Below are 18,724 nucleotides of genomic sequence, written 5' to 3'. Positions count from 1 at the left end.
AACACACTATCTCCCTCGTCCTATGTAGATTTGCAGCCTTAGACAACTCTAACTATGGGATTTCGATTTGGCGGGGGCGTGCTACTTAGAAGTGTGTTACTGAACAAAGTTCTGTTGTTAGGTATTACATTTTTTTGGCTGGTAGAGATAGCCTTCTCACAAGGACGACTATTAGGGCGGGTCGTTGATGGTAGTGGAAATCCGCTCGCAGCAGCTACGGTCTATCTCTCGAGCGGCACCACCACTCAGGCAGCTCTTTCCAACGCTGATGGATACTATATCTTCCTCTCCGTGCCAGAAGGGCAGTACACGCTCAAAGCATTCAAGCGCGGTTTACCCAAGATGGATGCCATCAGCGTTACGATTGCTGCTAATACAACCACGCGCAAAGATTTTGTGCTGAGCGAATCAGGTGGCACGGTAACGCTGCTTGCATCAAGCAAGCCGAAGGAAAAATTAGCTGAAAAGCCTGTAGCTTTGGCGGAAAAACCAGCTGAAAAGTCTACTGAGAAATCTGCGGCTCCGATTGCTGCAGTAACCAAGCCAAAGGAGGAGAAGGCAGCACCTGAGCCTGCTGCAAAAGCTGCGCCTGCCGCTGTGGCAGTTGACGAGGACGAGGATATTCAGCGCATCACGGCGGAGGCTGAGGCACTGGTAGCCGAGCTTAACACAATTAGCGTAGAGAAGGAAGTTCAGATTCAGGGCGGTATTGAGTCGGTGATGAAGAAAATTGTCTACCCTGAAGCTGCCCTTTCACTAAAAATTGAAGGCAAGGTTGTTGCACGTGTCTTTGTGGATGCAAAAGGCAATGTGATGAAGATTGATGTGCTAAAACCGGCGCACCCACTTTTGACCGAAGAAGCAGTGCGCGTTTTGACAGAGGAAACCCTCTACACGCCCGCACAAGCTGGCGGCAAGCCTGTGGCTGGCGCAATTACAGTGCCCCTTACGTTCAAAATCCAGAAAGTTACTTGGTAAGCTCTGCTGCAGCCTCTATGTCGGTTGCGCCTGCAAGCCTCAGCAGTCGCTCTGCCAGTTCATTTAAGACTGCACTTGCTGAGCCAAACGGTTTGATGTAAAGGCAGGAAAGCGATTGTCGATGCTGATAAATCCAGCTTGCGAGAATTTGCATTTCATCAATCTCTTCTTTGTGGCAGTGCTCAGGCTTCTGACCATCGCTGAAAAAAACGGCTTGGATATCTGGCTCAAGCAAGAATGCTTCATTGAGCAAAATTTTGCGCTGAAGTTTCAGTCGACCGAAGCGCACAAAGAGCACCACAAACTCTTTGCAAAGCTCAGAAAAGCGCTCCGAGGGCAGAATAACTAACAAGTTGTTTTCGTTGACCGATGCCACGACATCGGCTTGCCTGTAAAAGACGCGCCTCAGGCTCTGGATTTTACCCCGCAACTCTGCCGCCTCTTCGAAGCGTAGTTCTGCTGCCAAACGATGCATTTTTTCAGTCAGTTGCCGAATCAGTGCACTGTCTTCGCCCGACAGAAATTGACGCGCTCGCTCTAACTCTTTTTGATAGGCATCTTCGGCTTGACGATGTGCTTCGCACGGCGCAAGACAACGATGCAGCTCAAAATAGATGCACGCACGTCCTTTCCGGAATTCATCGTCGCTGCACTCTCTTAGTAGCAAATTTTTATTTAGCACATCAAAGACATCACGCGCCACCTCCATTGAGGGGAATGGACCAAAATACTCTGCGCCGTCATTTTCAATGCTCGTTGCGATTTCTAAGCGCGGATACGGGTGATGCGTCAGACGCAGAAATGGGTAAGACTTATAGCGCTTGAGCAAAGTATTGTAGCGCGGCCGATACTGCTTAATAAGGCGCGACTCCAGTAGCAGCGCTTCCAGCTCTGAACCTGTCGCAATCGTTTCAACTGTGCGCACATATCGAATCAGCTCTTTCACTTTCTCAGGCTTATTGACATCGTGCGTAAAGTAGGAACTGACGCGTGCTTTAAGATTTTTCGACTTGCCAATGTAAAGCACTTCGCCGTTTGCCGCATGCATCAAATAGACGCCTGCTCGTTCAGGTAAGCGTGGAAGCACTTCTTTGCGAATGCGCTGAATGTGCACTGGCTCTTTCTTAAAGCGCCGCATTGGCTGAAATTGCAGTGAAAGCAGTTCATCGAGATACTCTACGCCATGGGCTTCAGCGGCAATCTCAATGAGCTTTTGCAAGATTTGCACAGTGGCTAGTGCATCGCCATGTGCACGGTGCCGTTCTGAGATGGGAATGCCAAACCACGCTGCCAGCTCGCTTAGATTTTTGCGTGGTTGCTTTGGCAGCAGCCGACGCGCCAAGCGCACGGTGCAAAGTGCAGCATTCTTCAGCGGTTCACAGCCATACCGCCTTAGCTCCATATTGAGGAAGCGCAGGTCGAAGTGAATGTTATGCGCTACAAATACGCTTTCACCAATGAGTGCTTGCAAGCGTGGCAACACTTCGGGCAAGCGCGGCGCATTTTTCACCATTTCATTTGTGATGCCAGTGTATTGCGAAATGAAGTATGAAATAGGTTGCTCAGGATTGATGAGCGTGGACAGTTCATCTAAAATTTCCCCGTGCCGCACCTTTATGGCAGCCAGCTCAATAATCGTGTTTTCAGGTTGTGCGCCGCCTGTGGTCTCGAGGTCAATTACAGTAAAAACTGCGTCTGAGATGTGAACTGGCTCTGTCAAGCAACTCCTGAGTTTGAGCGAAGATACAATTTTTCCCTATCTCCTCATGCTGCGCTACGCCCTGTCCGCTATGGCGTTTTTAGGTCTCTTCCTCAACTTCATTCTAGGGCGCGTGCAGCACCGCTATCCTTTCATTTCGTTTCACCCAGTTACCACAAGGACAGTTACAGCACCCCAGACTTGGGCTAACTTTTCAGGCGCGTTATATTGCATTGCTAGATTCTCTAAACATAAACTTAGAAATCAAACGCCAAACTAACTTGGAACATCAACATAGTCAGTCGTCTCTATCACCGCAGGGTGAGGCGCAAGCTGGTACAGCGTCGTCGTACAGCGACTCTGCTTCGGTGCCATCGCAGAATGGACATACATTGCACTTTTCCAGCCAAGCAGATGTGCCCACTGTGTCCTTGCCTGAAGGTGGCATAGACTTGCGGCGGCAGGATTACAAGCAACAAATTGAAGCACTCATTTTTGCCAGCGATGAAGCGCTCTCCGTTAAAGCGATTCGCCAAGCCATTGGGTCAGAGAAACTCACTGATTTGGATATAGAGCAGATGATTGATGAACTCAATCAAGAGTATGAGCAGACGGGGCGCACCTTTCGTATTCGGCATATTGCACAAGGGTATCGTTTTCTTACGGAGAAGCAATTCCATAGCGTTATCCAGAAACTTATGCAGCCGAAGATGCAGCGTCGGCTGTCACAAGCTGCGCTGGAAACGCTGGCAATTATTGCCTACCGTCAGCCTATTTCCAAAGCTGAAATTGAGGCGATTCGTGGCACGAATGCGGATTATGTCATTCGTATGCTCTTGGAGCGCAATTTAATTGAGGTCAGTGGTCGGGGCGAAGGCGTCGGCAAGCCTTTGCTCTACAGCACGACCAAAGAATTTTTGGATTATTTCAACTTAGGCTCACTATCGGATTTGCCTAAGCCACGCGAAATTGAGGAGCTTATGCGCGAAGCTGAAGCTCAAGCCTTTGTGCAGCAGGAACTGAATGTGCGCTTGAAGGTTGAGTTCGACAAAGATGACAAGGCACAAAAGCTCGCTGAGTCGGATGAAGACTAAATCTTCACTATACCGTGCGGCGCCTGCTTCGTCTGACGCTACGACTGCTAAATCGCTTCAAGGTCGCAGAGTCAAGCCCTCTGCGGCAGCAAAAAGTGCAGCTTTGCCTGCTTCACTCTCCGGACAAGACGCCCTTATCCGTCTTAACAAGTTTATTTCGCTCTGCGGTGCTGCATCTCGTCGCAAAGCAGATGAGCTTATTCAGCAAGGGGAGGTGATTGTAAACGGCAAGGTCGTTACAGAACTTGGCACCAAAATTAACCGCTACAAAGATGAAGTGATTGTCGCTGGACGGCGCATTCAAGAGCCGAAGCGAAAGCTCTACATTCTGCTCAACAAGCCCAAAGACACTATCACCACCAATCGTGATGAGCGCCATCGCCGCACCGTCTTAGATGTGCTTGGCATTGATGAACGTGTCTATCCTGTCGGTCGCTTAGACCGCAACACTGTTGGTGCGCTGCTTTTGACCAACGATGGTGAATTGGCAAACCGGCTCATGCACCCTTCGCACGGGATCCAAAAAGAGTATCTGGCGACGCTTGAGCAGAAATTTCAGCGTGCCGACTTGCCTAAGCTTACAGGTGGGATGCGCCTGAAAGACACAGGTGAGAAGGTCAGCCCGTGCGAGGCAAAAATCTTGGGTGATGGTTCAGTGGTGTGGTTGCGTCTCAGTGAGGGGAAAAATCGTCAGGTGCACCGAATGTTTTGGTCTTTGGGCTACGAGGTTAAAAAGTTAGAGCGCATTCGGTATGCAGGGCTCAGCATAGAGGGGCTTCGGCGCGGGGAGTGGCGACATCTCTCTGCCGCAGAAATTGCGTATCTTCGTGCGCAATGTGGGCTAGCGGAGAAATAAACTCCACCCCGCAGGAAAGTTTGCAGAGATAACGCAGCATTGTCTTGACACTGCGCGTTTGCAACCAAACCGTATCTAAACGCAAGGATCATCAACTCAAACTCACTTACTTGCACTATGAAGAAAAACCGCTTTTTGCTTCTGCGTACGGCTTGTTTGCTGATTTTGGGCGTGAGCATTGTGGGCTGTGGCACCCCACGCGAGCGCTCTAACGAGAAAATGAAGGCAGCTTTGCTCGAGTATCGAACTTATCAGGAAAAACAAGCTGCGATGGCAACGGCTCCACCTGACCAGATCAAGAAGCTCGAGGCTGAGCTCGATCAGATTCAAACCCGAGCGCTCAAAATGATGCAGGAAGCCGTTAAAGAAGACCCAACAAACATTGATGCTATCAACAACTATGGGCTTTTCCTGCAAGGCACAGGCTACCCTAACGAAGCTATTCCCGTCTTTCTGCAAGGTCTTAGTCTTCTGCCGCAACCGCCTTTTCAAGGCGATAAAGCAACCCGAGACTCACTTCAAAATCTTTACGTGGGCTTTCATAACTATATTGCCAACTGTTATATGATGCTACCTGGCAAAGCAGATTCTGCCGTCTATTACGCCGAAAAGATTAAAGAAGAATTTCCCTCGCTCTACGCCAAAATCACGCGCCAAGCTGGTATCCAACTGCAGGCACAAAAGAAGTTCGACGAAGCAATTCAACTCTTCGAAAAGTCTGTGGACGCATATGGTCCTGCTCTTATGCGCAACCGTAACGATGAAAACATAGAAGGCAACGAAAAATCAGTCTACAACTTGGAGCAAGCCTATCGCGCTCGCGCCAAAGCGCAAGGTAAAGACCGTCCTAGCAAAGAGGATTACCAAAAGATGATTGCAGGCTATGAGCGTGCTATCGCCCATATGCAGAAAGTAGGCTTAGAGGCTAGAAACTTACCAAACTACATGCGTTATGCCGATGTCTGTGCTGAAGCAGGTGAATTGAAGAAAGCGGATGAAGCCTTCAAGAAAGCTGTGGAATTAAATACCAACCCACGCAATGTAGCGCCGCGCACCAACTACGGACTTTTCCTCAAAGACAACCGCCGTGCTCGTGAAGCCGTCGAAGTCCTCAGAAAAGTTGTTGAGGATAATCCAGACTATGCTTTGGGCTACTTTAACCTTGCTACGGCACTCATTGATGCAGGGCGCAAAGCTGAAGCTATTCCAATGCTCAAAAAGTATGTAGAGCTTGGCTCCAAAGACCCAAACGAGAAGAAAAACGTAGAGATTGTCAAGAAAGAGTTCAACCTGTAGTTGCTCTCTACGTCACTGTGCTCTGAGGGGCAGAAACGCTGCAGCAAAGCAAACTTTGTTTTTCGCTTCACCTTCTTACTGCGGAGCGCGTTCAGCATAAGGCAGGGCGAAAGTTTCCTCATAGTGCAGTCACTACCGCAGTGCTGTTCGCTTCTTGTGTGAAAGGGGATAGTTCGAAGTGCTTGGCGTTTCCACGGCTCTTCTGCCCGTTCTACTTTCACTCTCCTATCTCTGCGATGTAACTTGTCCTCAAACTCGCAGTTACTTATGAGATTTTGTAACTTAGCCCTTTCCTTCAAGTAACGCTCAAAGGAAACTATGTCGCTTCGTGCTGGAATTTTAGGGCTTCCAAATGTAGGTAAGTCCACGCTGTTTAATGCGATTACAGCGCAGCAAGTTGACGCTGAGAATTATCCGTTTTGCACGATTGAGCCGAATGTTGGCACAGTGGCTGTGCCTGATAAGCGCTTGCAGGAGCTGGCAAAAATTGTCAGGACTAACAAAATTGTTGCCGCTACCTTAGAGATTGTAGACATTGCGGGTTTAGTGCGCGGGGCTTCAAAAGGAGAGGGATTGGGAAACAAGTTCCTCTCACACATCCGCGAGGTCGATGCGTTGATTCACGTGGTTCGCTGCTTTGATGATCCGAATATTGTCCATGTTGATGGCTCTGTTAATCCGAAGCGCGATATTGAGACCATAGAAACGGAACTTATCCTTGCAGATTTGGAATCGCTCGAAAAGCGTCTACCCAAGTTAGAAAAAGACGCCAAACGAGACGCAAAACTCGAGCCGCAGCTTGCACTGGTTCGGAAAGTTCTCACCTTGCTTGGCGAAGGCAAACCTGCTCGACTGGCTGCTGAGACAGAGGAAGCCACCTTACTGCTGAAATCACTTTTTCTACTTACCTCAAAGCCAGTGCTGTATGTCGCAAATGTGAGTGAAACTGATTTGCTTACTGGAAATGCTTACACAAGACAAGTGGAAGAAGTAGCAGCCAAAGAAGGTGCGAAAGTCATTGTTGTTTGCGCCAAGCTCGAGGCAGAAATTGCACAACTTCCTGAAGATGAAAAACCAGAGTTCTTGGCATCGCTCGGTTTGGACATGTCTGGCTTAGACAAAATTATTCGTGCTGCCTATGACCTTCTGGGTCTTCAGACTTACTTCACGGCTGGAGAAAAGGAGGTGCATGCGTGGACAATCCGCAAAGGTGCAAAAGCTCCTGAGGCAGCTGGCGTGATACACTCTGATTTTGAGAAGGGCTTTATTCGCGCCGAAGTAATGAAGTATGAAGATTTACTGCGATTTGGCTCTGAACAGAAAGTTAGAGAGGCTGGTAAGTTAGCGATTGAAGGCAAGGATTACATTGTGCAAGATGGGGATATTATGCTCTTTCGTTTCAACGTGTAAGATTTCACTAAACGCAATGGTTTAAATGAGCCTTCTGGAACAAATCACCGAAAAAGCACGGCAACTCTCCCCACAGCACCAGCAAGAAACACTGGACTTCATTGAATTCTTGCTTGCCAGAACATCTGCAGAGCGAAGGTTATCTTGTTCTTGGCGTGGCGCCCTGTCAGAGCTTAGACAGCAGTATCATAGCTCGCTTGAATTGCAAAAGAAGGTGATGGATTGGAGAGTTAGTAAGGAATGAAGTATTTAGTCGACACAAATGTGTTTCTGGAAGTGCTGTGTGAGCAGCAAAAAGCTGATGCAGCTGAGCATTTCTTGAAGGCACGCTCCGCTCGCTACCTTTGTTGCTCGGTATTCTCTCTGGATTCTATTGGCATTATCCTACATAGGCAGAAGAAAATGAATGTCTTCCGCCAATTTGTTCAGGATTTGGTGAGCTCTAACCTAAATGTATTAGGCTTAATGCCAAGTGAGTATTTACTCCTCGAAGAGAGTATTTCCAAATGGGGCTTAGATTTTGACGATGCGTATCAATACACGCTGGCAAAGAAGCACGGCTTGGAGCTGGTAAGTTTTGATGCAGACTTTGACCGCACTGACCTTAAACGCATTGAACCACAGTGAGCAATGAGCCTTCTGGAACAAATCACCGAAAAAGCACGACAACTCTCCCCACAGCACCAGCAAGAAACACTGGACTTCATTGAATTCTTGCTTGCAAAAGAAATGCAACAAGATAGCGAGCCCAGCGAATGGAGCTTTGCTTGGGCTGGCGGACTTAAAGAGCTTCATCAAACTGCTGACGAACTTAAAGCAGAGCTGAAAGAACTGTGGCTTAGAACAGACTAGTATGCTCGTTGATACCAATGTCTTTCTGGAAGTGCTGCTTGCCCAGAAAAAGGAGCAAGCCGCCAGAAATTTCCTGCAAGCACAGCCCAAGGGCTCACTGTATATCTCAGAGTTCTCGCTGAACTCAATTGGGCTTAAGCTTTTTGCCGTAAAGCGCAAAGCACTTTGGCAAAGTTTTTGTGAAGACTTGCGCCGCAACCGTGTTACGAGGCTTTATTTGCAGGATGCAGACATCGCAGCTTTCATTGCCTATAGCGACCAGTGGAATTTGGACTTTGACGATGCGTATCAATACACGCTGGCAAAGAAGCACGGCTTGGAGCTGGTAAGTTTTGATGCAGACTTTGACCGCACTGACCTTAAACGCATTGAACCACAGTGAGCAATGAGCCTTCTGGAACAAATCACCGAAAAAGCACGACAACTCTCCCCACAGCACCAGCAAGAAACACTGGACTTCATTGAGTTTCTTGCTTGGAAGGAAGCCCTCCAAAAATCGCCAAAAGTTAGTATGAGCTTTTCGTGGCGTGGTTGCTTGAAAGAGCTGAAACAAACCGCATTAGAAGCGCAAAAGGAAATTTTAGAGCGAAGAGGCGCGAAATGAAGCTGCTTGATACGAACATCTTCCTCGAGATTCTCTTGGAGCAAGAGAAGGCGCAAGCTGCCGTTGAATACATTACTTCGCAAGACTTGGGCACGCTCTTTCTTTCAAACTACTCGCTCGATAGCATCGGGCTAAAACTCTTCTGGTCAAACAAGCTCAGCGAGCTTGCACAGTTCGGGCAAGACTTAAATCGTGCAGGCATTCGCATCTTGGCACTTATGCCTGAGGATTTTGGCGCTTTGACACACAACATTTTCAGATGGGGCTTAGATTTTGACGATGCGTATCAATACACGCTGGCAAAGAAGCACGGCTTGGAGCTGGTAAGTTTTGATGCAGACTTTGACCGCACTGACCTTAAACGCATTGAACCACAGTGAGTCACCACGATACCTTAAATGCGCTGCACGGCAAGCACATTCTATTAGGCATCTCAGGGGGCATTGCTGCCTACAAGCTACCACTGCTTGTGCGTTTGCTCAAAAAAGCAGGTGCAGACGTGCAAGTGGTTCTGACCCAGCGTGCAAAGGAGTTTGTCACTCCTGCGGTACTTGAGACACTTTCACAGCGCAAAGTGCTCTGCGACATTTTTCCCACGCACGATGCCAAACAAGATTGGACGGAGCATATTCGCTTAGGTGAATGGGCAGATATGTTCGTAGTTGCTCCTGCAACGGCTCACACGCTCGCCAAACTTGCACATGGCCTCAGCGATGATATGCTCAGTGTGCTCTTTCTTGCGCTGCGACCTGAACGCCCACGCCTCATTTTTCCCTCAATGGATGGCGAGATGCTTAGCGCGCCTGCAGTGCAACGCAACTTAGCTTTGCTGCGACAAGATGGGTGCATCATCATTGAACCTGAATATGGCGAGTTAGCCTCAGGCTTGATAGGTAAGGGTCGCTTACCAGAGCCAGAGACGCTTTTTAAGCATATCGCTGAGGTTTTCGAGACCTCTGCGTCAAAATGGCTTGCGGGAAAGTGCATTGTCGTAACAGCCGGCGCAACGCGTGAGCGCCTTGACCCTGTGCGCTTTATCTCCAATTTTTCAACTGGTAAAATGGGCTTCGCACTGGCAGAGGCAGCTGCTGAGTGGGGTGCAAAGACTATCTTGATTACAGGGAAAACGCCCTTGCCAACCCCACCTAATGTGGAGCGCATTGATGTCGAAAGCGCCGAAGAAATGCTGGCAGCGGCACACGCTTATTTTGAGCGATGCGATGTTTTCATTGCGGCAGCTGCGGTCGCCGATTATCGCCCTGAACATATCGCACCGCAAAAGCTCAAGAAAGATAGCGACCGACTCGTGCTCACACTGGTCAAAAATCCAGACATCCTTTTAGAATTCGGGCAACAAAAGAGAGCGCATCAAATTGCTATTGGATTTGCATTAGAGACCAGTCATGCGCTCGAAAATGCCAGAGCCAAACTTGAAAAGAAAAATCTGGACTGGATTGCGCTCAACTGCGCCAATGACCCCAACGCTGGTTTTGAGGTCGACACCAACCGCCTCACACTTCTCTCTCGCACAGGCGAGCAGCACGCATTGCCGCTTATGTCTAAGAAAGAAGCCGCCAGAGCACTCCTGAAACTCACGCTCTCCAAATTTCGCACCGATAGCGCCTAGTGAAAATGCTATAACCGCCCCACCTACTTCTTCTACCACTCAGCCCATCGGTGGGGAAGGCCTCATGGCTACTTTTTCATCTTCACAGCAATTGGAAAATCAGGTACATTCGGTGGCTTGACAGTCGTGGGCGTTTGTTTGCCTTTGGTAATTTCCTTCACCCGTTCCGAAATAAACACGTCCAGCATATTGACTGTAATCCTGCCCTTGCCAGTCAGGTCGGCTTTGCCACTCAGCCCTTCCACCAACGCCTTCGTAAAGGCGCCATTGCCCCAAGCTGCATCTTCCAGCGAATACTGCCGCCCTGTCGATGACGAAAACACCACTGCCCCGTTCTCCGCGCTGCTCAGCTCATTGACCGCCAGCGTAATATCTGCCGCTGCACTGCGCCGCTGCGCCCCGCCCATTGCACTGCCGCTATGACATGCATCTAAAAACACCACCACCTTCCCTGCCAGCGATGCAATCGTCGTTTTGAACTGACTAAACTCCAAACACGTGCGCTTAATCTTCTCTGGATTGGCATCTACAGGCATCAGATAAAATGTGCCGTTGTTGTCGTTGATGCCATGTCCTGCAAAGAACACCACACCCACATCTTTGCTTGTTACCTCCTTTTGCAACCACTCTAACCCGTCCAGCACATTATCCTTGCTGGCTTGCTCATCCGTCAGCAATTTCACCACCACATCTTGATACAGCCCGCCTTTTTGAGCCAGCAACGCTTGCGCAAAATCCTGCGCGTCTTTGGCTGCCAAATTCAACTGCAACGACGACTCTTGATACTGGCTCACGCCAATCACGAGCGCATAGAGTTTCGGCCTGACGACAAATTCATCTTGCGCTGGCGCTTTGCCTTTCCACGCTACGCGCACGCTGGCTGGCTCGCTAGCCGCAAACTTGTTTTCTGCTACGATGGAAATTTCGCAGTCACGCTCAGGAATCGTTACCGTCGCTTGCTCTTCAACGACGCCTTGCGCCAGTGATTTTTTCAAGCCACGTGTGCTTGTAGCAGGTCGCCCATCAACCAGAATTTTGACCGCCGCAATCGCTTCTTTGGACGGCGACTCTATAGCATAGCGCACTAACACTTGCGACGAAGAAACCTCCGCGCCATTCTCAGGCGAAAGAATAGACACCACAGGCGGCAGAGCCTCATTGAGCTTGAAATTTTGCCGTGATGCCTCGGATTGGCTTTTGCTCATTCCGCGCTCTTCATCGGCCGCGATGAGTGCATTTTCCACATCCAGCGTCTCCAAGACTTTAGCGATTACATCAGGGCGATAGAACTTATTGCGAAAGCGCCCAACGGAGAAAAAGAGCGATTCTTTGGCTTTGCCTTGATTGAGATGCCAGCCGATGAGGCTTTCGCCACCTGCCGAAGCGTCGTAGTAACCTTCGGGCGTCCAGATAATCCAACGCTTGCCATCGTTTGCAGGAAAGAAAGCCAGCAGTTCTTTGCCATCGTCATAGCGAAACCAGCGAATTGTGCCATCGCCAAATGCCGCAACTGCTAAGTTGTTATCCTGCGTAACATTGACCGCCCACGCAGCGCCGGGCACGGAGTTTTGCCAGACGGCCTTGCCAGAGGCATCATAGCGGCGCAGCGAAAAATCGCAGCCCAGTAAGAACGACTTTTTATCGGGCGCAATCGCCAAACTGAGTGAACGCTCATAACTTTTGAGCGCAATAGGCTTACCCCGCCACTTTGGTTCATAGCCTCGCCAATCTGCAATGGGCAGTCCTTCGGTCAGGGGTGCATACATTCCTGTGGCTTTGGGGTCATATTGGTCAATGGCGCGCTCATTGACAAAGAAAGACGCTATTTTCTTTGCGTTGTAGGCATAGCTAAAATTCACAATAGCTCCGGTCTCAGAAACGCGAAAACTCTGGTGCATACCCCGAAAGTCTGGGTTCAGTGCGCCTTTGTGAAAGACTTTATTGCCTGCGGCATCAAGGGCGCCGAAGCATGGGTCACCAGCGCTAAAAATGATGCCGCCTTCTTTTCGCGGTAAGAGTTGCGTGATCACATTTGACGATTCGGTGAGCCATTCTTTGATTGTGGCCGAATTCTCATTGCGCCACACACGAATCAGTTTGCGACTGTCTGCATTGCTCAACGTGCCTGCTGCATAAAGCGTCTTGCCGTCTGCTGACCACGCTACTGCAGATAAGATGAAGTCACCCTCTGGCTTGCCAACTGTGATGTTTAGCCCTGTGATACCCGTGTTTAATAGTGCAGGGCTTACGATTTCTACGCAGGCAGCATCATTAAATCCGACTGCCACTACCTTGCCATCGGGTGAAAATGCTACTTGGAAGGGATCTTTGCCGCTTTTGAGTCGTGCTTTTCCTTTCAGCTTAAGCTGCTCATCATACAACCGAATGAAACCATCTTCGCACGAGGTAACTAGCCGCCCCGATGCGTCAAAATCAGCGCCGTAACTGCTACCGCCATAATCTGCATCTCTGGCAACCAGCGAGTAGTTTGCAGCGCTATACACGCGCAAGCCAAAACCGCCGCCCAAAGTCGCCGCAAGGTATCGCCCGTCTCGAGAAAATGTCAGGTGATTGATAACGCCTTCCACGCCCGTAATGCGCCGAACCAAATTGCCTGTTTCACGGTCAAAAACATAGATGCAATTCTTTCCGTCCCAGTCGTATCCCGTCCAACCGCCGCACACCACCGTCTTGCCGTCAGGCGAGATGGCAACTGAAAAGAGTTTTCCATCTTCGTGGAGTCCAATCGGCGGACGCAACGTGCGTAGCAAGCGCTGCGTCTTTAAGTCCCAGACCCGAACGGTTTTATCCTGCGAAGCTGTCACGAGAAAACGCTGCGCTGCGTCAACACCAATTCTGTTAATTATCGCTGTGTGCATCCCTGTCTCTATTCGCAGAATAGGGTCTTTGGGAACATCGGCGCGCTCTTCTTCTTGCGCGAAAAGCGGTAGCGCATAGAGCAGCACTAAAAAGAAAAGCGAGGCAGCAGATAGTGGGTTCATTGTCGTAGCAAGTTTGCGTTAAGAAAAGTCAGTTTGTTCAACAATGTTTGCTTTGAGCGACTTCAAGGAATGTGCCTTAACGAGATGGTGCTAGGATGCATTGGGATGCGGTAAGTCAGCATCAATGCAGGTAGCGCAAGAATATACGCAAGTTCCACTAAAACGCCCTCCACATCAAACAGTGTGTGTGCATCTTGGCTAGCTTGGTTCAATCCCCAAGCAGCAGCAAATAGCATCTGCCAAAAGCATCTGCCTGCATGGTCAAGCACAATGCGCCTGCATTTACTTTCTGCTAACGCCGTCAGCTTGGCGGCGGAAGCGATTTGCAAAAGAAAAATCTTATCTTTCTTGTTGCAAATCACTTGCTTTTTGCACCACATCAAAGGAGGATAACTATGAGGAAGATTGTAGCTGTGCTGGCAATGGAGCACTACAATCATCGCTTCTGGGCTGATGTCAAATCTCGCTTAGCACCACACGCTGAACTCCAAAACTTTACTGACCACGACCTCGAGACACAGAACCCAAGTCTTGCAGACGCTCTTAAAGATGCAGATTGCATCTTTGCGTCGATGATTACCTTCAAAAGTCACGCTGAGTGGCTAAGAGCACAAGTTGAACGCTCACGTGCCACAGCGGTCTTTGCTTTCGAGTCTATGCCCGAAGTGATGGCGCTAACCAAAGTCGGCTCTTTTGCCCCGAAGGGCACAGGCAGTGGTATGCCCGAGAGTGTAAAGAAGGTTACCAAGCTACTTGTGCGTGGTCGTGATGAAGATACTCTCTATGGTTACCTCAAGCTACTTAAACTGATGCGCACATTGCTTCCACTTATTCCCGACAAGGCAAGGGACTTTAAGAACTGGATGCAAGTCTATGCATACTGGTTGCAGCCGATTTCGGACAATATCGTCTCTATGTTCAAGCTTATTTTGCGTGAGTATTTTGGTGCCGCACTTGAAGTGCCACCGCTGATTGAGATTCCTACCATGGGTCTCTACCACCCTGATGCTCACCTTGATGGCACGGAATACTTCAAGGATATTCGCCAATTTTTCAGCTGGCAAGCCAAACATCTCCGCAAGCTTGGCATTGATGAAAAACATGCTCCACGCGTTGGACTTCTCTTTTTCCGCAAACATTTGCTTCAAGAACGCACCTACATTGACGACATTATTCGGGCTTTTGAAAGAAAAGGCTTCTACACGCTGCCTGTGTTCGTAATGGGTGTGGAGGCACATATCGCTGTGCGTGAGTGGCTATCGAAGGCGCACTTGGATTTTCTTGTCAACACGATGGGCTTTGGACTTGTAGGTGGACCAGCTGGCTCCACAAAGCCCGGCTCACAGACTAAAATCGCCGAAGAGCTACTTAGAAAACTAAACGTGCCATATACCGTCTCGCATCCACTTGCAACGCAGGACTACAACCAGTGGGGCAAAGTGGGCGTCTCGCCAATGCAAGCAACCGTTACCTACTCAATTCCAGAAATGGATGGTGCTGTCGCTCCCGTCGTTCTTGGCGCCCTTTCTAAAGGCAAGATGACCACTGTGCCTGACCGCTTGGCGCGCCTTACTCATCTTGCGCAAAAGTGGGTCGCGCTGCGCCGCAAGAAAAATAGCGAAAAGCGACTGGCTTTTGTGGTCTATGACTATCCACCGGGTTTGGGCAAAAAAGCTACAGCCGCATTGCTGGATGTTCCCAAAAGCCTCTTTGCCATTTTGCAGCGATTGGAAAAAGAAGGCTACACAGTTGGCCTGCTGCCAGAATCTCCTGAAGCACTCTTCGAAGCCTTAGATGCTGCAACTGACCCCCAGCGTATGCATAGCTCTAAGGCAGCACTTACGGTTACGGCCGCTGAGTTCGAAGAGCTTGCATCTGAGCGGGAGCAGCACAAAATTGAGGCACGCTGGGGAAAGTTTGCAGGCGACATTGCCCCCATGCCGGATGGTTCTGTATTCATCGGCGGGCTTCGCTTTGGCAATATCTTCATTGGCGTTCAGCCGCGCCTTGGCGTTCAAGGCGACCCGATGCGATTGCTTTTTGATAAACAAAACACACCACATCACCAATATCTTGCCTTCTACCGTTGGATAAGCCGCGCTTTCAAAGCCGATGCCCTTATCCATGTCGGAATGCATGGCTCTGCCGAGTGGCTGCCCGGTTTGCAGCTCGGTATGAACCGCAAGTGCTGGTCTGATGCCTTGCTTGGTGAAGTGCCGCATTTTTATCTCTACCCCGTTAATAACCCCAGTGAATCTGCTCTTGCTAAGCGACGTGGCTACGCCGTGATGATTTCACACATCACTCCACCCCTTGCACGTGCTGGACTTTATCGCGAACTTCCCGTTCTGCGGGATATGCTTAGCGACTACCGTGAGCGCTATTCCCAGAGCGACCCCAGCATTGAAGAAGCGATTATGCAAACAGTAGAACTGCTTTCGCTCAATAACGACCTTCCACGCAAAGAGGGTGAAGCATTTAGCGACTATGCCAGCCGTCTTTATGTCTATCTTCGAGAGCTTGAGCATCGCTTGATTACCCACTCGCTTCACACTTTTGGGCAAGCTGCACCCATTGAGACACAAATCCTGACGGTAACGGAAGTGCTCAAAGCGCAAGGCTTAGAGCATACACTACCGAGTCTCTTCCTTCGTGCCTTTGACCCGCAAAGCCCCTTCAAGCATTATGCGCATCTTGCTACTGCTGCCCGCAAAGGTGATGCACAAGCGATTTCGCTTCGTGAGCAGATAGATGCGGCATGCACTACCTTCACGGAGCGAGCGGTGTTCGGCAAAGAGCGCCCTATTGAAGTGTGGCGCAACTTAACTTCTACGCCTGAAATTTCACGCCAAACGGCGGAGGCACTAGAGACCATTACACACAGCGCCAAAGCCTTGATGAACAGCTTAGCCGACAACTCCCATGAACTTGACGCACTTGTAAAGGCTCTCAACGGAGAGTATTTGCCCTCTGGACCTGGCGGCGACCTCATTCGCGATGGGCTAAATGTATTGCCTACAGGCAGAAACATTCACGCTATTGACCCGTGGCGCATTCCATCGGAACTGGCTTTTGCAAAAGGCGCACAAATTGCTGAGGCTATTATCGCTCAACATCTGGAAGAACATGGCACTTATCCGGAAACCATTGCAGAGGTTCTTTGGGGCTTGGACACCATTAAGACCAAAGGCGAAGCGGTTGCAACGGTGATTCGTCTTATTGGTGCGCGTCCTGCTTATGACGGTCAAAATAAAATCTCGCATTATGAACTTATCCCACTCGAAGAACTTGGTCGTCCCCGCATTGATGTCCTGATGCACCTTTCACCTGTCTTTCGTGACACATTCGGTATCTTGATGAATCATCTCGATACCCTTATCAAAACCGCTGCTGCAGCCAATGAACCTGAAGAAATGAATTTTATCAAGAAGCATGTCAGCGCTGCTTTGCGTCAAGGTCTTTCGTTTGAGAGCGCTACGGCTCGGCTTTTTACCCAAGCCCCTGGTATGTATGGCACATATGTTGACGATATGATTGAAGACTCTGCGTGGGAGAGCGACAACGACCTTGATGCACTGTTCATTCGCCGCAATGCATTCACCTATGGTGGTGCTCGAAATGGCAAGAAAGAAACTGAGGCACTGGAACAGTTGCTTGGCACAGTTTCCCGCGTGGTGCATCAGGTTGATTCAGTTGAGTTTGGCATTTCGGATATTGACCACTACTTCTCTACTTCAGGTGCGCTCAAGCTCTGCGCTGAAAAGCGTAACCCTACAGTGAAAGCGGTGAAACTGAATTATGTAGAATCCTTCACGGCAGATGTGAAGATTGACGAGGTAGCGAAAGCCTTACGAGTGGAGTATCGGACAAAACTTCTCAACCCCAAGTGGTATGAAGGAATGCTGGCACATGGACATAGCGGTGCGGCAGAAATCTCGAACCGCATGACTTATATGCTGGGTTGGGACGCCACTACAAAGAGCGTCGATGACTGGGTCTATCAGAAAGCTGCCGAGATCTTTGCTCTCGACGAGACGATGCGTGAGCGGCTGACTCGGCTCAATCCACAAGCAATGAAAAACATTGTCAGTCGTTTGCTTGAAGCCAGCGGTCGTGGCTTGTGGCAAGCCGATACCGAGACGCTCAATAAACTGCGCGAGCTATACGCCGATTTAGAAGACCGCCTCGAGGGTATTGTGAATTAGGCGCTGCCAGCAGCAATAGCTATGAAGCGGGGCAGATTCTGCTGCACAACCTTCTTTATGAACTCGCAACTGATTCTAAATTGCAAAATCTGCCCCAAGGCAGCAAGCTTTTTCAGGATAAGCGGCTTGCTTTCAGCGCACTATGCTTCCCAATCTCCAACTCCTGATTGCGATATTTTCTTGACCAAAAGGCTCATAACAACTTATTACCGCGCATCATGCAAAGAGTTAAAGCGGATTTACCACTTAACTACATCACTATCAAAACCACTCAAAGCCGCATCGACAAAGGGCTACTTGCTATACCTGCTTCCTTATCCCACTTATTTCCACAGAATGTCAGGCAGGTGTATTTGCAAGACGAACACGGAAAAGTTGAACCTAAAACATTTACCCCATATCGTAGCAGCAGTCGTGAATGCAGAATCGGCGGGCTGCGCTCATTCTACGAGAAATACAAGGTCAAAGACGGCGAAGAGTTAGTTATCCAGATACTCGATGACCGAAAGTATAGGCTCATTCCTGAACGTGTCTTTCAAGCTACACTGCGGCGAAAACTTAACACCTTTGACAAAGCTAATGACGATGAAAAGTCAGAAGCTATTTTGCGACAAATCTCCGATGTTACAAACCTGTCGAGAGAAGAAATTCTGAGAAATAAGTTTGTCGTAATGTCAAAAGCAGCGATTGAACCAAGAAGAGTGGTGCCCAAGCGCCAAGCAAGAGCGAAAGAAAACATTCCTCTTTCAATAAGAAAGATTCTGCTTGCGCTGTATTCGGGCAAGTGTCAGGTTACAGGCTTTACCTTCTTAACCAAACATGGCACACCGTATTTCGAAGTGCATCATATTGACGACACAAAAGGACACCATCCGAAGAACTTGCTTGTAGTTAGCCCCAACACACATGCCCAGTTTACTTATGCGAATGTTACGCATTACTTTGACAATGAGGGTTGGCTCAGAAAAGTTAAGTTCAACGAAAACGAGTTTGAGGTCTTTCAAATCATTGACACGCTACAAACTGACTTTGAGAAAGAGATTCACTCTGCTGATTAGCATAGATTATCTGCATTTTAGCCGCACTTTATTTCTCTGTATT

15 protein-coding genes are annotated in these 18,724 nt (G+C 49.2%); 13 read left to right on the top strand and 2 right to left on the bottom strand.

The genetic code is table 11. The features are described from left to right. Positions 1-54: 54 nt before the first annotated feature. Positions 55-978, top strand: a complete 924-nt coding sequence (locus tag NZM05_11205; GenBank protein ID MCS7014179.1) for a TonB family protein — start codon at positions 55-57, stop codon at positions 976-978. On the opposite strand, the gene NZM05_11200 is transcribed toward NZM05_11205, so the two are convergent. Beyond that, complete coding sequence (locus NZM05_11200) at positions 968-2,698, bottom strand: DEDD exonuclease domain-containing protein (GenBank protein MCS7014178.1); 1,731 nt, start codon at positions 2,696-2,698, stop codon at positions 968-970. The two genes, NZM05_11205 and NZM05_11200, sit on opposite strands and share 11 nt — an antisense overlap. 212 nt (positions 2,699-2,910) lie before the next feature. Between NZM05_11200 and scpB the strand changes: the two genes are divergently transcribed. The 10 genes from scpB (at position 2,911) to coaBC (ending at position 10,416) form a co-directional block, all read left to right on the top strand. Continuing rightward, on the top strand, positions 2,911-3,771 hold the full coding sequence (gene scpB, locus NZM05_11195; GenBank protein MCS7014177.1) for an SMC-Scp complex subunit ScpB: 861 nt from the start codon (positions 2,911-2,913) through the stop codon (positions 3,769-3,771). Further along, on the top strand, positions 3,761-4,627 hold the full coding sequence (locus NZM05_11190) for an rRNA pseudouridine synthase (protein MCS7014176.1): 867 nt from the start codon (positions 3,761-3,763) through the stop codon (positions 4,625-4,627). The genes scpB and NZM05_11190 overlap by 11 nt, the downstream gene beginning before the upstream one ends. 117 nt (positions 4,628-4,744) lie before the next feature. Beyond that, on the top strand, positions 4,745-5,923 hold the full coding sequence (locus tag NZM05_11185) for a tetratricopeptide repeat protein (protein MCS7014175.1): 1,179 nt from the start codon (positions 4,745-4,747) through the stop codon (positions 5,921-5,923). 318 nt (positions 5,924-6,241) lie between these two features. Beyond that, a complete protein-coding gene (gene ychF / locus NZM05_11180; protein ID MCS7014174.1) occupies positions 6,242-7,333 on the top strand; it encodes a redox-regulated ATPase YchF in 1,092 nt (363 codons plus the stop codon). A 240-nt stretch (positions 7,334-7,573) separates the two neighbouring features. After that, positions 7,574-7,960 (top strand): PIN domain-containing protein, encoded by a 387-nt coding sequence (locus NZM05_11175; protein ID MCS7014173.1) that lies wholly within the window; start codon positions 7,574-7,576, stop codon positions 7,958-7,960. Positions 7,961-7,963: 3 nt separating this feature from the next. Continuing rightward, positions 7,964-8,185: a DUF2281 domain-containing protein gene (locus NZM05_11170; GenBank protein ID MCS7014172.1), complete on the top strand. Its 222-nt coding sequence runs from the start codon at positions 7,964-7,966 to the stop codon at positions 8,183-8,185. A gap of 1 nt (position 8,186) precedes the next feature. Beyond that, positions 8,187-8,567 carry a PIN domain-containing protein gene (locus tag NZM05_11165; protein ID MCS7014171.1) on the top strand — a complete coding sequence of 127 codons (381 nt, stop codon included), beginning with the start codon at positions 8,187-8,189 and terminating at the stop codon, positions 8,565-8,567. A 3-nt stretch (positions 8,568-8,570) separates the two neighbouring features. Further along, positions 8,571-8,789, top strand: a complete 219-nt coding sequence (locus tag NZM05_11160) for a DUF2281 domain-containing protein (protein ID MCS7014170.1) — start codon at positions 8,571-8,573, stop codon at positions 8,787-8,789. Further along, a complete protein-coding gene (locus NZM05_11155; GenBank protein ID MCS7014169.1) occupies positions 8,786-9,169 on the top strand; it encodes a PIN domain-containing protein in 384 nt (127 codons plus the stop codon). Before NZM05_11160 ends, NZM05_11155 begins: the two co-directional genes overlap by 4 nt. After that, entirely contained in the window at positions 9,166-10,416 is a 1,251-nt protein-coding gene (gene coaBC / locus NZM05_11150; GenBank protein ID MCS7014168.1) for a bifunctional phosphopantothenoylcysteine decarboxylase/phosphopantothenate--cysteine ligase CoaBC, read from the top strand. Before NZM05_11155 ends, coaBC begins: the two co-directional genes overlap by 4 nt. Positions 10,417-10,484: 68 nt before the next feature. On the opposite strand, the gene NZM05_11145 is transcribed toward coaBC, so the two are convergent. Continuing rightward, the gene (locus NZM05_11145; GenBank protein ID MCS7014167.1) at positions 10,485-13,418 is read right to left on the bottom strand and encodes a caspase family protein; all 2,934 of its coding nucleotides are present in this window, start codon (positions 13,416-13,418) and stop codon (positions 10,485-10,487) included. 395 nt (positions 13,419-13,813) lie between these two features. Between NZM05_11145 and bchH the strand changes: the two genes are divergently transcribed. Both bchH and NZM05_11135 read left to right on the top strand, forming a co-directional pair. Beyond that, complete coding sequence (gene bchH / locus NZM05_11140) at positions 13,814-17,623, top strand: magnesium chelatase subunit H (protein MCS7014166.1); 3,810 nt, start codon at positions 13,814-13,816, stop codon at positions 17,621-17,623. Positions 17,624-17,841: 218 nt separating this feature from the next. Beyond that, positions 17,842-18,681 (top strand): hypothetical protein, encoded by an 840-nt coding sequence (locus NZM05_11135; protein ID MCS7014165.1) that lies wholly within the window; start codon positions 17,842-17,844, stop codon positions 18,679-18,681. Positions 18,682-18,724 lie beyond the last annotated feature (43 nt).

The organism is Chloroherpetonaceae bacterium (assembly GCA_025056565.1).
In the GTDB taxonomy this organism is placed as follows: domain Bacteria; phylum Bacteroidota; class Chlorobiia; order Chlorobiales; family Thermochlorobacteraceae; genus Thermochlorobacter.
This window is presented reverse-complemented; position numbering and strand designations above follow the sequence as displayed.